The sequence below is a fragment of the Clostridium sp. genome (genome assembly GCF_051278035.1).
In the GTDB taxonomy this organism is placed as follows: domain Bacteria; phylum Bacillota; class Clostridia; order Clostridiales; family Clostridiaceae; genus Clostridium_AD.
In genome coordinates, this window is sequence record NZ_JBNMNU010000020.1 from 23101 (window position 1) to 36029 (window position 12929).

Annotated in this window: 13 protein-coding genes, 1 tRNA gene and 2 pseudogenes; 2 read left to right on the forward strand and 14 right to left on the reverse strand. The window is 33.1% G+C overall.

The window, feature by feature from the left end; genetic code table 11:
* Positions 1-16 precede the first annotated feature (16 nt).
* From ACJAX4_RS04900 to ACJAX4_RS04950, 11 genes and pseudogenes are all read right to left on the reverse strand, one after another.
* Positions 17-1012: pseudogene (locus ACJAX4_RS04900) on the reverse strand (HD-GYP domain-containing protein); the annotation flags it as partial.
* The gene (locus ACJAX4_RS04905; protein WP_435788350.1) at positions 990-1562 is read right to left on the reverse strand and encodes a PAS domain-containing protein; all 573 of its coding nucleotides are present in this window, start codon (positions 1560-1562) and stop codon (positions 990-992) included. The gene ACJAX4_RS04905 and the pseudogene ACJAX4_RS04900, both read right to left, overlap by 23 nt.
* Positions 1563-2095: 533 nt before the next feature.
* On the reverse strand, positions 2096-2647 hold the full coding sequence (locus ACJAX4_RS04910; protein WP_435788339.1) for a hypothetical protein: 552 nt from the start codon (positions 2645-2647) through the stop codon (positions 2096-2098).
* 60 nt (positions 2648-2707) lie between these two features.
* Positions 2708-2881, reverse strand: a pseudogene (locus ACJAX4_RS04915) (CC/Se motif family (seleno)protein); the annotation flags it as partial.
* A gap of 288 nt (positions 2882-3169) precedes the next feature.
* On the reverse strand, positions 3170-3805 hold the full coding sequence (locus ACJAX4_RS04920) for a flavodoxin family protein (protein WP_435788340.1): 636 nt from the start codon (positions 3803-3805) through the stop codon (positions 3170-3172).
* Positions 3806-3933: 128 nt separating this feature from the next.
* A complete protein-coding gene (locus ACJAX4_RS04925) occupies positions 3934-4143 on the reverse strand; it encodes a hypothetical protein (RefSeq protein WP_435788351.1) in 210 nt (69 codons plus the stop codon).
* An 81-nt stretch (positions 4144-4224) separates the two neighbouring features.
* Positions 4225-4316, reverse strand: a tRNA-Ser gene (locus ACJAX4_RS04930).
* A gap of 135 nt (positions 4317-4451) precedes the next feature.
* Positions 4452-4895, reverse strand: a complete 444-nt coding sequence (locus ACJAX4_RS04935; RefSeq protein WP_435788341.1) for a tellurite resistance TerB family protein — start codon at positions 4893-4895, stop codon at positions 4452-4454.
* A 209-nt stretch (positions 4896-5104) separates the two neighbouring features.
* Positions 5105-6466: an MATE family efflux transporter gene (locus ACJAX4_RS04940; RefSeq protein ID WP_435788342.1), complete on the reverse strand. Its 1362-nt coding sequence runs from the start codon at positions 6464-6466 to the stop codon at positions 5105-5107.
* A 64-nt stretch (positions 6467-6530) separates the two neighbouring features.
* A complete protein-coding gene (locus tag ACJAX4_RS04945) occupies positions 6531-7448 on the reverse strand; it encodes a hypothetical protein (protein WP_435788343.1) in 918 nt (305 codons plus the stop codon).
* Positions 7449-7535: 87 nt separating this feature from the next.
* Positions 7536-8444 carry a CPBP family intramembrane glutamic endopeptidase gene (locus ACJAX4_RS04950; protein WP_435788344.1) on the reverse strand — a complete coding sequence of 303 codons (909 nt, stop codon included), beginning with the start codon at positions 8442-8444 and terminating at the stop codon, positions 7536-7538.
* Positions 8445-8595: 151 nt separating this feature from the next.
* Between ACJAX4_RS04950 and ACJAX4_RS04955 the strand changes: the two genes are divergently transcribed.
* Positions 8596-8967, forward strand: a complete 372-nt coding sequence (locus tag ACJAX4_RS04955) for an iron-sulfur cluster assembly scaffold protein (protein WP_435788345.1) — start codon at positions 8596-8598, stop codon at positions 8965-8967.
* 42 nt (positions 8968-9009) lie between these two features.
* Positions 9010-10518, forward strand: coding sequence for a ThiF family adenylyltransferase (locus tag ACJAX4_RS04960; RefSeq protein WP_435788346.1), 1509 nt, complete (start codon positions 9010-9012; stop codon positions 10516-10518).
* 40 nt (positions 10519-10558) lie between these two features.
* Here ACJAX4_RS04960 and ACJAX4_RS04965 read toward each other — a convergent pair whose 3' ends face one another.
* From ACJAX4_RS04965 to ACJAX4_RS04975, 3 genes are read right to left on the reverse strand one after another with little or no spacing between them, the layout of a single operon-like run.
* Positions 10559-10822, reverse strand: coding sequence for a hypothetical protein (locus ACJAX4_RS04965; RefSeq protein WP_435788347.1), 264 nt, complete (start codon positions 10820-10822; stop codon positions 10559-10561).
* A gap of 1 nt (position 10823) precedes the next feature.
* A complete protein-coding gene (locus ACJAX4_RS04970) occupies positions 10824-11048 on the reverse strand; it encodes a MoaD/ThiS family protein (RefSeq protein ID WP_435788348.1) in 225 nt (74 codons plus the stop codon).
* A 29-nt stretch (positions 11049-11077) separates the two neighbouring features.
* Positions 11078-12874 (reverse strand): aldehyde ferredoxin oxidoreductase family protein, encoded by a 1797-nt coding sequence (locus ACJAX4_RS04975; RefSeq protein ID WP_435788349.1) that lies wholly within the window; start codon positions 12872-12874, stop codon positions 11078-11080.
* Positions 12875-12929 lie beyond the last annotated feature (55 nt).

Sequence of the window (12929 nt, forward strand, 5' to 3'; positions counted from 1 at the left end):
ACCCCTTTTTATAAAATTAGACTTTTCCTAATACTTCCTTAATGAATATACTTACTAATTTCGGATCAAATTGAATGCCAGAATTTTTTCGTAATTCATCTATTACAACTTTTTCTGGTAAGGCAGTTCGATAACTTCTTTCACTATTCATTGCATTATAGGCACCTACTATACCTATAATTCTTGACTCAAAGGGTATCTCGTGTCCTTTTAAACCTTTAGGATATCCTGTACCATCCCATCTTTCATGATGAGCTAATACATACTCTTCCATTTCCGACATATCATTTACTGTATTTAAAATTCTATAGCCTATTTCTGGATGACGCTTAATTTCTTTCCATTCATCCTCTGTAAGTTTACCAGACTTATTGAGCACACTTTCATCTATGGCTATTTTCCCTATATCATGAAGTAATCCAACTAACTTAAGTTCCTCATTTTTATAACCAGGCAAGCCAAGGACCTCTCCCATACTTTTACATAATACTGAAACTCTATGGGAGTGTTGTTCTTCTCTTTTATTTTTTTCATGAAGCGTACTAATGATAGTATTGATAGTCTTCCCTATCAAACTTGGATTTTTAAAAAGTTTATTCTTATACATATGATCTTCTGCCTTTTTTAATATCTCTTTAAATTTTTCTTCCTTACTATATTTAGTTTCATAACCAAAGGAAATAGAAATATCAATAGAGCCTACTTTTTCACCTGATAATAAATCAGTGATACGTTTGATCATTTGTTCTATTTTATCTGGATCACTTTTTAGTAACAAAATAACAAATTCATCACCACCCAGTCTAGCAATAATGTCATCAGGGTCACATCCTGCCCTTATAGTTTTCGCTACTTTCTTAAGAAGCTCATCACCAATGGCATGTCCAAAGGAATCATTGATAAGTTTTAATCCATTTACATCACCCAAAACAATAGTAATAGGAAGATTTGTTTCTGTATCGAGCCTTTTTAACTCCTTTTGATAAAATCTACGATTGTACAAACCCGTTAGCCCCAGCTACAGCCATGGTAGTAAAACTTTTCCCATCTTCATCAAATAAATAAAACCCAACATATTTACCACCACATATGTTTATAAAATCGTCTGCTATTTTTTGATAATCAATTTTTTGCTCATTTATCTGTAAAAACTCTTCAGATATATCAATCAACTTTTCCATTTCATATGATAAAGTCATTTCTTTAGATATATCAATAAAATGCGTTATAAAATAATATTTTTCAGGACAAGATATACTTATCCTATACCGTCGTTGTGAATATTCTGAAAAATACTCTGATTCTTTTTCGCCTCCACTAATTGCAATATCTCCATAAAAATTAATCCAGTCAAATTCACTTTTTCTGATATCTGGAAAAACCTTGGTAATTTTTCTACCAACTATATTTGAACACTTTAGTCCTGTAAGTTTTTCAAAGGCGAGATTAACTTCAATAAATTCATAATCACAAGGAATGCCATCTTCATCACATATTATTTTTTGATATGCATATCCAGTTGGTGCTTCTCTAATTAATTGTTTGTAAAAATTATCATTAATACATCATTACCTTCCAATTTGTTTTTTATGGGCTTAATTACATTTAAGCATCTTTTGTTTAAGCATAGGCTCGCCACTTTTTTCGCTACCTTTCTTGCAACTATATAATCCACAATTTTATATCTTGCTATCTTTTCCTCATTATATCCTTTTTATTGAGTAGCTTCTACATTTTTTAACAAAATAGAATTATTTTACAAACATACTATGCTTAATCCTGACTTAGAACTAATTGCTTCAATTCATCCCCCTTATTACGAAAAATAAAGTTTAAGTTTTATTAACAGACAGATCTTAAGATTACAGATAGCTGTGCGAAATTTTGTCAAACGAATGCAACAAACACCATTTCCATTAAAAAATTATACTAAAAAAGCTCTAGCATTTTTACTAGATCCATTAATTCTGGCGAAGAAAAAGAGATTTTATTATTGCTGCGCATCAACTACGTTGACACCCACATCTAAGTTGTGCTGAATACCTACCTATTCGTATCCCTTACTTAAAGATATTTGCTTCTATTGATATTTAGTTTAGGGTGTCATCTTATCGGCGTCGCAAATGAAAGTGTTTTCTTTTAGTTTTGAATGGCCATCTAAATTAGTACCTGGCTCTATTTTAGGTTGAATCGAGGGATTGCGTGGATATGTGGCACCATTATATTGCATCAAAGCGAAGAAGCTTTCTATACCTCCTCCAGAGACATACATAACTATATCTTTGTATCCATTCGTTTTTTTATTGCTTATGATTATAGGATTGTTTACAAGTGAAAATTCTGATAGTAATGTGTATTCTTCATTTTCCTTTTTTAAAATAGCAGCACTACATCCACCTGTACCACAAACAGATGGACCTACGAGATAAACGAATATTTCAGGATTTCCATCTTCATTTAGATCCACTTTATTATAATAATATCTTACATTCCCTTGTTCTTGTACTAAATCAAATGCCTTAACTATTGCTTGTTCAAGGTGCATATCTTTTTCTGTTTCAGAAGGAATATACTTTATTGATGAAAAATCTATCCCATACTCATCAGAGAATTGTCTATTTTCACATATCTGCTTTTTTAACTGCATTAGTTTTTCTCTAGATGGATATATCAATTTAATATGAATTTAATTCCATTATAACATTAGCTAATAGCTAACCTGTATACCATCCACTTCCAGTTCCTTTATCCAAAGAAATTTTCTCAGGAATATATGCAACTTTTTGTTTCTAATTCGTGTGTTTTTTCTGACAAATACGCTTATATCGTAAGCTTTATACATATCATAATTATCTGCTATAGGAGGTTTGCCCAACTGAACTGTCGGGCTCTGTACAGCGCATCATCCACCACTTCCTGACTTTACAAAAAGTGTTACTGAGTTATCATTAGATCGTTTCCCAATAAAATCAGCAGCATTTTTCTCTATAATTATATTCATAAATACATCTCCTTAAATCCCTAGAATTATTAGACTTTTATATCCATTGTAATTCAATTACTTACATTCCGCAATTTCTAGAGATGAACCGCTTCTGTTGATAGAACTCTTATTGTATTTTGCTTATTATTGATTTAAACCTAATTTAAGAATAAAAAAATTGAAATGCTATTTATTTTTTAATGTTTCACCTAATATTGTGCCCACTCTATAAGCTTCAGAATTAGTTCTTTTTTGTTCTTCAAAGCAAGTAGGGCAGTGTTTCTTTTCAATTTTATCTATGAATCCATTAGATTTAACTACATTTCCTACACTGCACATATGACCAAAATTACAATTATAACATTGAGAATATCCCTCTGCAGAGACAGAATCTATAACTATCATCCTATTAGATAACATAAACTTGTTAATAATAGAATGAACAACCTCATTTCCCTTATCAGAATAACTAGCACTAACTGATATACCATACTTACCTTCCAAACTAAATCCCCCCCTATGTCTAAAAGAAAAAGTCCTCTCTAAGCATGCATGTCCAAGAGCATTTATTGTACCATAATAATCTGGTGCACCAAAGACTATGGCATCAGCCTTTCTCATTTTTTCGCCTATTTCATTCCAATCATCCTTAACCTTACAAGTATTATCCGAATCACATTGAGTACATCCAATGCAACCATTAATCTTTTTTCCTGCTAATGAAATGAATTCATACTCTAGTCCACTAGCCTCCAAAATGGCTTTTACGGTTTTACTAGTTATCATATTTTTTCTTCCACTTGCGCTTATTCCTAGTATCATATTATACCTTCTTCCGCTGAATTGTTTTTATCTTGACTAAAACACTTTTGACACTTTAATTAATCCTACCATATGATATTAAGGACTATTGTGTAGAAAAGAACTACCATTTCTCTTAAGGAATACGATTATTCTAGTGCTTTTAAAATGACGCTTACTTGAAAAGTTGTGGTTAATTCTCTTTTCTGATTATAGATGAAAAAGTCAAAAGTTACTGTACCTTTACCACCTTTAGAGGATAATTTTTTATTTGAAACTTTTACTTCTGTTTGCAATGTATCGTTTGGATACACAGGTTTTTTCCAACGTAGATTATCAACTCCTAATCCACCGATTATCTCATTTCCATGAACACCGCCCCATTTCCATTAAGAAATCGTACTAAAAGGGCTCTAGCATAATCGCTAGAGCCTTCATATTGGCGGAGAGAGGGAGATTCGAACTCCCGGAACGGAATAACCCGTTCGCCTGTTTTCGAGGCAGGTACCTTCGGCCACTCGGACACCTCTCCATGTATTTAATTGCTTTTTTATTATATCACATTTAAACTACTAAACAAAGTCTACAAATTACTTTTTATCCTGGTTCACTAAAAAAAACTGTAGAACATTTTATTGTTCTACAGTTTTGTATGTAGCTATTATTATTAAAGCTTAAAGTCTGCTGGATTTACACCAAGGTTTGAGCACATTTCTTTAACCAAAGCAACTTCTTCTTTGTCAAAATCTCCATCTGCAGCGCCTATAGAGCAGCATACTGCTATTAAAGTTTTCCCTGCATCTGTTTTGCTTTTCATTTTAGTAATTGACTTCATAGCTTCAGCTTTTCCAACATTATAATCAAATGCAAACATATCTGCATAATGATTAAACCTCGTTAACACATCATTTAATTTAAAAACCTTTAATGAATCATTAAGATTAATATACCCTACCATCTTTTGTTTTTCTTCTGAGCTTATATCTCCATCAGCACTTGCAATCAGTGCACAACCAGCTGCTACTGCCTCCATAAAATCTTTGTTTGCAAATTGCTTGATTCCTGCTTCTGCTTTAGTTTTCTGATCTTTTAACCAATCACCAATTCCCATAATAAACACTCCTTTGATTTTTAGTTTACAAATGACTTTTAAACAACCTTATTTTACTATTATTCAGAATATTTGTATGCATAATAATATATCATATATTGATGAAAATAGAAAGAGCAAGCTACTACTAACCTCGTTTTCATCCTTTTTCCTGTAGTACTTCTCGGATATCTATAAGTTAATTGCGTTTGATGGTTTAGCCTTTATTATCATATAACCTTCTCCTTCCATTTATTAGTCTTAAAATATACTATCATGATGGCTGACTCAATTATTACTGATAATGAAACTGCAATCCACACTCCATTTGTACCCATGTTAAGTGTTTTTGCCAGTACATATGCAATAGGTAGTTTTAAAAATACATTTGAAACAATAGATGAAATCATTGGTGGAAACGTATCTCCTGCCCCTTGAAAAACTCCTCCATATATTATGGTGGGTACTACAAATACAAGACCGATATACACTATTTTTAAATATTGTGCTCCAGTATTTATTACTAATTGATCGTTAATAAATAATCTCATTATTGCTTCTGGAAAAATAAAATACGGTATTGAAAATAGAATCATATTAAATGATGCAAGCTTTAGTCCTTCTTTAATAATCCTATCACATCCATGTACATCCCCACGTCCAATGCTCTGCCCTACCATTATTGATATTGCAGTTGAGAGACCTACAAGAAATATAAAGGTATAGTTGAAAAGTTGAGCACCTATTGCAAAGGCCGCTGTTCCTTCTCTACCTCCAACTAAATATACAAGACTAAACATAAACATCCCAGTAATAGGCCTTGCAACCTGTTGAATGCATGCCCAGCCTCCAATTTTTAATATTCTTATGCTATTTTTAAATTCCAACCTCATACTTGATATAGATTTACTTACGCTGGAATTGTATACTTTTTTAACAATAATGACACTAATAGCAACACAGGAGAAAATCATGGATATAACTGTTGCCATTGCCGCGCCTTTTATTCCAAGATTAAGTGTTAACATAAAAAACGGATCAAGTATTGCATTTATGATATTTGCTATTCCGAAAACTATAAGTGGTGTTACTGTGTCTCCAAGTGATTGAATAATAGTTCTTAATACTGAATTCAAAAACACAAATAAAGTTCCCATTAAAATTATAGATAAGTATTGCTGAGCAAGAGCTGCTACATTAGCTTCTGGATGAAAAACGCCCTTAATAATGTTTGCAGTATTTAGATAACATATTATACTTAGTGTTATTCCAAAAATTGCAGATAAAAGGAATGACTCTCCACTTATTTTTTTTACTGCCTCCATATTGCCCTCTCCATAGCTTCTTGACACAAGTGCTATGGTTCCTGCTGAAACAAGAGTTGACATTACAAATATTACGTTCGATGCTGAATTAGATAAACCTGCCGCAGCGGCCTGGCTTGTACCAAGTTTTGATATGAAATAAGTATCAACGGTTCCTAAAAGACTTTGAAGTATCATACCTACCATAACCGGCCATGAAAGCATAAATATCTGTTTAATCTCACTGCTGATTTTTTTATTTGTTAAGTTCAAAATATTCTTATCCATGGACATCCCCCTTAAGTCAGTAAAAACACTACGCATAAGTCATATTTTCCTATTACTATATTGTCTATATCCTTTTAAACTTAAGTAAAGACAAAAGGGCTTCAAGGGTTAAGATTCCCATCCATTCATTCTTAGCATTTTCCCATTCTTCTAAATATTTATCCCATTTCCATGATGGCACAATCTTTCCTTCTTCTTCAAGTCTATCTACTAAATAATCTAAATTCTGATCTATGAATTTACCCTCAATTCCAAAATAATCCTTAGACTCAAGGTCAATAAATTTTAATGGAGTGGGTACATAGTTTGTCCACTCACATTGGTTTATGTTAATCAATTGAGAAACAGCCAATTTTAATGTATCTGTAATTTGGTTAGAAAACTCTTCATCTAGAGTATTATACATACGAATATAGCAAATTATCTCATGCTCTGAGCTAAATTCTTTACATTTATTCAAATTGCTTATAGCAAAATTTATTAATGAATAAACATCTAGTTTATTCAGGTATTTTTTATACTTATATAGATACCCTATTAATTCTGCAGTAGGATTTCCCCAGGAATAATCAATAACTGTCATCTTTATATCTTCTCTAAATTCCCACCAAGGTGCATGAGGATATTTGTTAACAATATTCGGAACGCTATACCAACCATTTCTATCCATATCAAAGCTTGCCTCTAGATATCCAATAGCTTTTACAATCATATTTTGTGCTCTATCACTATTATCTATGTTACTCAAATGTCTTAATCCAATGGACGTTGCCATGGGTGATGACTGTATAAGTTTAAAATCTGGTTCCAGCCCTTGTCCAAAACCTCCATCTAAATTTTGTAATGTTTCTAATGAATCCAATATTGCATCAGCACTTGTATCATTAAAATAGTAATTAAATATGGCTCTTTCTAATGGTCTAGCTCCTCCATTCATATAGATATTTAACTTATTAAAAAGAGTTTTTGATACTTTTTTCATACTAAAGTCTCCTTTTACGGTTTTACTATATTTTATCATTATATTCTTTATATTAACATGTTTTTATAAAGTCACTATTTACCCAGATTAATCCATATACTCTACATTTTCTATACTTTTATGCAATGGAATAAAATATACAACTATAATTCCAATAGAAAGAACTATAGCTGCGACCATACCAGCTTCGGGCCCAAAGCCCCCACCTGTAACCCACTGCGCACCTGTCAACTTTAAACTCATTAAACTCCCTGATGCTACCTTTTGTCCACTTACCTCAAATCCAAAAATATTTCCTTGAGTCCAGTTCCACGCCGCATGCAGTCCACAAACTCCCCATAAATCGTTAGTTTTAATAACATATAAGCCTAAAAATGCCCCTACTAAAAAGATATTTAAAATAGCAAGAAGACTTACATTGGGATTCCCGAGATGCATAAGTCCAAAAAATGCAGACGAAACAATCAAACCTACAGCTATATTATATCTTGCACCTAAAACATTCATAAACCAACCTCTTGAAAGAATTTCCTCTGTAGCACTTTGTATCATCCAGCCTGGTAAAACAATTAGCATACCACTTAAAGCTAGTATACCTGTAGGACTCACTGGATTTGTATCTACAGTAATATGCCCACTAATACTAAGCAATAAAACCACTAAAGAAAACATTAAAATTCCTATACCAAACCCTATTAAATACTTTTTTAAAAATCCTTCTTTTTTAAGACCTATACTAGAAATCGTCCTTTTTTCTCTAAACTTTACTCTAGCAAATACTAACAACGTTATAAATATGAACCCAAAAATGAGATCATTAAGCAGTAAAACTGCAGGATTATTACCGATTACTTTTCTTGTAAAACCGGAAATTACCATTCCTATTCCTTCTCCACCAATTAGAAAAAGCAATACCCAAAGTAGGCATACAATAATATTGGGGAGTACCTTTGCTTGTTTTGCTTCTTTAACTAAACCATTTTTATTTGAAAACATATATTAACCCACCTTTTTAATTTTTACTATATTGAACCTTATACTTAAATGCATTATAATATACTTAAGGTATGGACAATTATATATTAAAAGCCTAAAAATGTAAATATATTTCAAAACAAGTCTTTAGCACTTTTGGGAGGTGCATTCCATGTATAATGATATAGTTATGGATCATTTTTCTGATCCAAGAAATGTTGGAGAAATGCCTGATTCAAATGCAGTTGGTGAAACAGGTAACCCAATAGATGGTGATAAAATAAAAATTTTTATAAAAGTAAAAGATAATGTATTAGTTGACGTTAAGTTTAAAACCTTTGGATGCGGTGCCGCAATTGCTGCAAGTAGCATGATTACAGTGCTTTCAATTGGTAAAACATTAGAGGCTGCACTAAATATACAAAATGAAGATGTTTCAGAAGCTCTAGGGGGACTACCAGCGGAAAAACTGCTTTGTTCAAATATAGCAGCTGATGCATTACACAATGCAATAAGAAATTATTTATTAACAAAGGACTTATAATTTTACGCACAACATTAATTTTTTTAATAGAGAGGTGTTTTAATGATTTTATCAAAAGAAAAGATTAATAGATATTTAAGACATATAATAATTCCTGAAATTAGTGGCCCCGGTCAAAAGAAAATAACGCAGGCCAAAGTATATCTATATGCCTCAACCGTACAAGAGGCCTCCTCACTTATATATTATCTCGCCGCTACTGGAATAGGATATATATATTGTAGCTTTAAAGATAATGTCGGCTATGAAGATTTATTCAATAACATATCAGATCTTAATGGGGATGTAGTAATTGAACTTTCTTGCAATCACTCAAAAGTAAGCAGCAATTGCTCTCTTTATAATGAAAGCTCCGTAGTTAGAATATTTATTAGTAAATATGAGAACCTGAAGGATAATTTAGCAAGTTTTTCTAGTAACATGATAGGTTCTGAATTCACTCCTACCATTTTAGCAATTAACAGTGGTTGGAAGGGCTTTCTTCAAACTTTTAGTACTGAGATGTCTTTAAATAGCTTACTTTCAAATCAACTACCCTTAGATTTAGAATCTCTTTGCGATAATGCTGAAGATAAAGAAGGACCTATTCTTTCAGCTTGTCTTCTTGGACCTCTTGCCGCAATTGAATGTATAAAGCTTATTTTAAAGATTGGAACTACATTAGATAAACCACTATATTTTAATCTTTTATCTATGGAATTCTATAAGTCTGATAATATGGATTTTGAATTAGAAACTTCTGATTTTCTCAAAAATAGTTATTCTGACAATCAATTAACAGAGGCTTCTAAAAGAAACGATACTACTAAAAATTTATCAAATCGTAAAGTGTTAATTGTTGGTGCTGGAGGGCTTGGATCCCCTGTTGCCTATGCATTATCTAGTTTAGGTGTTGGAACCATTGGTATTATTGACTATGATAATGTTGAGATTAGTAACCTTAACCGTCAAATACTTCATTCGGTTTCAAGAATTAATATGCCCAAAGTAGAATCAGCAAAAATTCTCTTAAATAATTTAAATCCAAATGTGAAAATAGTAACTCACAATACTAGCCTCAATATAAGTAATGCTATAGATATAATTGAGGATTATGATGTAATTATAGATGCACTTGATAACTTTCCAGCTCGTTATCTTCTAAATGACTCTTGCTATTTTAAAAATAAGCCTCTTGTAGATTCAGCGGCAGTAAGGTTTCACGGATTAATTATGACAATACTTCCAAATAAGGGCCCGTGTTATCGCTGCGCATTCCCTGTAATGGCTAATCAAAAGCCTGGTACCAGTTGCTCTGAAGCAGGCGTTTTAGGACCAGTACCTGGAGTCATGGGCTTTCTTCAAGCAACTGAAGTTGTAAAGCTACTGCTAGATATTGGAGACCCATTATCTAATAGAATAATCTACTATGACGCGTTGTATTCTGACTTTGATACTATTAGCATCGATAAATCCACAAACTGCGATTTATGTGGCAGTCACCCAACCATAACTACACTTACTGAATATAATAATTCCTGTGAAACCAATAAAAATAAGGGAACCAGCTAATTAAACGCTGATTCACTTATTTCTTTCTAGTAATATTTTTCTATCCCCCAGCTGACAAAAATCTTAAACGGAAAGCATACAGCATTTGCTCTGAAATCTCTTCTCTACATCGCAATGTAACTATGGTAGCTGGAATTTTAAGCGACCCTAATATAACTAACTTTTCCTTCGCTATTTCAGCCTGCCACCCTTTTCCACTGAACTTTTCATCGTCTATAACTTTACCACCAATACTAATAAAATAATTTACTATCTCTATCCTTTTCATGCCTCTCATCTCTAATATTTTCTCAACATACTCCAAATCAACCGCCACCAACAGGTGGGAAAAGCGCTATTAAATCAGACTCTATAAGTGGTTTGTCAAATTGTCCATCGCGACCATTTACAAGCATAATTGCAACCTCTGACTTTTCTATCCCTAAAATAGCAATAACATCCTCTGGAGTTTTACCTGCATCTAGTTCCAAAATTTGAATCTTATCTCTACCATCTCTAAATGTAGCAAATAATTTGACTGTAATTTTCAATTTCTCACCTCTCAATCAGAGCTTAGGTATTATAATCCCAATGCTTCTAATTTTTCCTTAGTTGGAGTACCTTTTTCATCCCAGCCTCGCTCGATATAATAGTCTGGAAGAAGTTCAGATAATCTATGAACATTTCCTTTAGAAGGCCCTTCTTTAATTGGCTCCTCGAGTAATCGTTTTGGCAGTGTATCTTGGGACGCATCTATTCCAGCAGCTAAATTAAATTGTCTTTCAATATTCCAAATTCTATCTCCTGCTTCAAGTATAGATTCTGCTGTGTGCTCTGTACCACATACTGCATTATATAAATCAGCATAATCAGGAGCTCCCATAGCAAATGATGTGAACAAACATAATCCAAGTGAATCTATAGTTGCAGTTAAGTCTTGAAAAATCTTTGTCCAAGTAGCTTTTCCCTCAAGCGAAAATCTATCCAATTTTTGTGGAAGCCCTAATATTTCTGGTGATATCATATATCCTCTTACATGGCACCCACCCCTGTTGGATGTAGCGTATGAAAGCCCTTGACCCTGTATACCTCTTGGGTCATAAGCAGGAATTTCAAGTTTCTTAACTGTCATTGAAAGTTCCGCTGCGCCATAAGAATCACAAAGTCTGTATGAACCCTCCGCCATTTTTGCTCCGAGTCCTTCTGATTTTCCTATTTTTATTGTCCAATCTATCATTCCTTGTACATTCCCAAATTCTAGTGGAGTTCCCTCTAGTTCTTCTTCTTTAATATATCCCTTTTGATAAAGTTCCATTCCAGCGGCAATAGTCGCTCCTACCGAAATTGTATCCATACCATATTCATTACAGAAGTAGTTTGCCTTGGATATTGCATTCATATCAGCTATTCCACAATCCGAACCAAAAGACCATAGTGTTTCATATTCTGGTCCCCCAACTTCTATACCCATATCTGGTATTTTCACATATCTACCACAAGCGATTGGACATCTATAGCAAGGATTTTTTCTAACTAAGATATCTTTAGTCATTGTCTCTCCACTAATATCATCAGCTTTTTCAAAATAAGACTGCTGGAAATTTTGGGCTGGGTGTACACCGTTTTCATTTAGTATATTTACAAGGACTGCAGTTCCGTATGTTGGAAGACCTGCTCCCGTAACACCATTCTCTTTTATGTTCTTCATCCAAATTTTTGAAACCTCTTTTAGCTTTTCAGTATCTGCTATTTGTGGTTTTGAGCTTCCCTTAACAGCAATAGCTTTAAGGTTTTTAGAACCCATAACTGCTCCAACACCAGAACGGCCTGCTGCTCTGTCATACTCATTCATTATTGAACCCATTTTAGATAATCTTTCACCTGCTGGTCCAATAGTCATAACTTTTGATTTATCTGGCATTGCTTTCTTTATAGTATCCGTAGTTTCTGTAACAAGTTTTCCCCAAAGACTGCTTGCATCCTTTATTTCTACCTTATCGTCAATTATTGTTAAGTAAACTGGTGAATCAGCTTTTCCCTCAAGTATAATTATGTCATAACCTGTAGCCTTAAATTCTGCTCCCCAGTGACCACCCGAATTTGAACAAGCGATTGTACCTGATTGTGGCGATTTTGTAACTACCATATATCTTCCGCCTGTTGGAACAGGTGTACCTGTTAATGGTCCTGTTACAATTATAAGCTTATTTTCAGGGCTTAATGGATCAACCATAGGATCTACTTCGTCCATGAATATTTTCGTTCCAAGTCCCCTACCGCCAATAAATTTTTTAGCCATTTCTAAGTCAAGTGTTTCAACCTTAACAGTTCTATCCTTTAAATTAATTCTTAATATTTTACCATTATAACCATACATAATAACCCCTCCTACTTGTATTTAGTTGCGTATACCTATATAAAGAGCAAGTTTG

Excerpts from the sequence above, each read along its gene's own strand:
- ACJAX4_RS04950 (WP_435788344.1), bottom strand. The coding sequence starts at position 8,444 with ATGTTTTCAAATAAAAATGGTTTAGTTAAAGAAGCAAAACAAGCAAAG.
- ACJAX4_RS04960 (WP_435788346.1), top strand. The coding sequence starts at position 9,010 with ATGATTTTATCAAAAGAAAAGATTAATAGATATTTAAGACATATAATA.
- ACJAX4_RS04975 (WP_435788349.1), bottom strand. The coding sequence starts at position 12,874 with ATGTATGGTTATAATGGTAAAATATTAAGAATTAATTTAAAGGATAGA.
- ACJAX4_RS04920 (WP_435788340.1), bottom strand. The coding sequence starts at position 3,805 with ATGATACTAGGAATAAGCGCAAGTGGAAGAAAAAATATGATAACTAGT.
- ACJAX4_RS04940 (WP_435788342.1), bottom strand. The coding sequence starts at position 6,466 with ATGGATAAGAATATTTTGAACTTAACAAATAAAAAAATCAGCAGTGAG.
- ACJAX4_RS04955 (WP_435788345.1), top strand. The coding sequence starts at position 8,596 with ATGTATAATGATATAGTTATGGATCATTTTTCTGATCCAAGAAATGTT.
- ACJAX4_RS04910 (WP_435788339.1), bottom strand. The coding sequence starts at position 2,647 with ATGCAGTTAAAAAAGCAGATATGTGAAAATAGACAATTCTCTGATGAG.
- ACJAX4_RS04945 (WP_435788343.1), bottom strand. The coding sequence starts at position 7,448 with ATGAAAAAAGTATCAAAAACTCTTTTTAATAAGTTAAATATCTATATG.
- ACJAX4_RS04935 (WP_435788341.1), bottom strand. The coding sequence starts at position 4,895 with ATGGGAATTGGTGATTGGTTAAAAGATCAGAAAACTAAAGCAGAAGCA.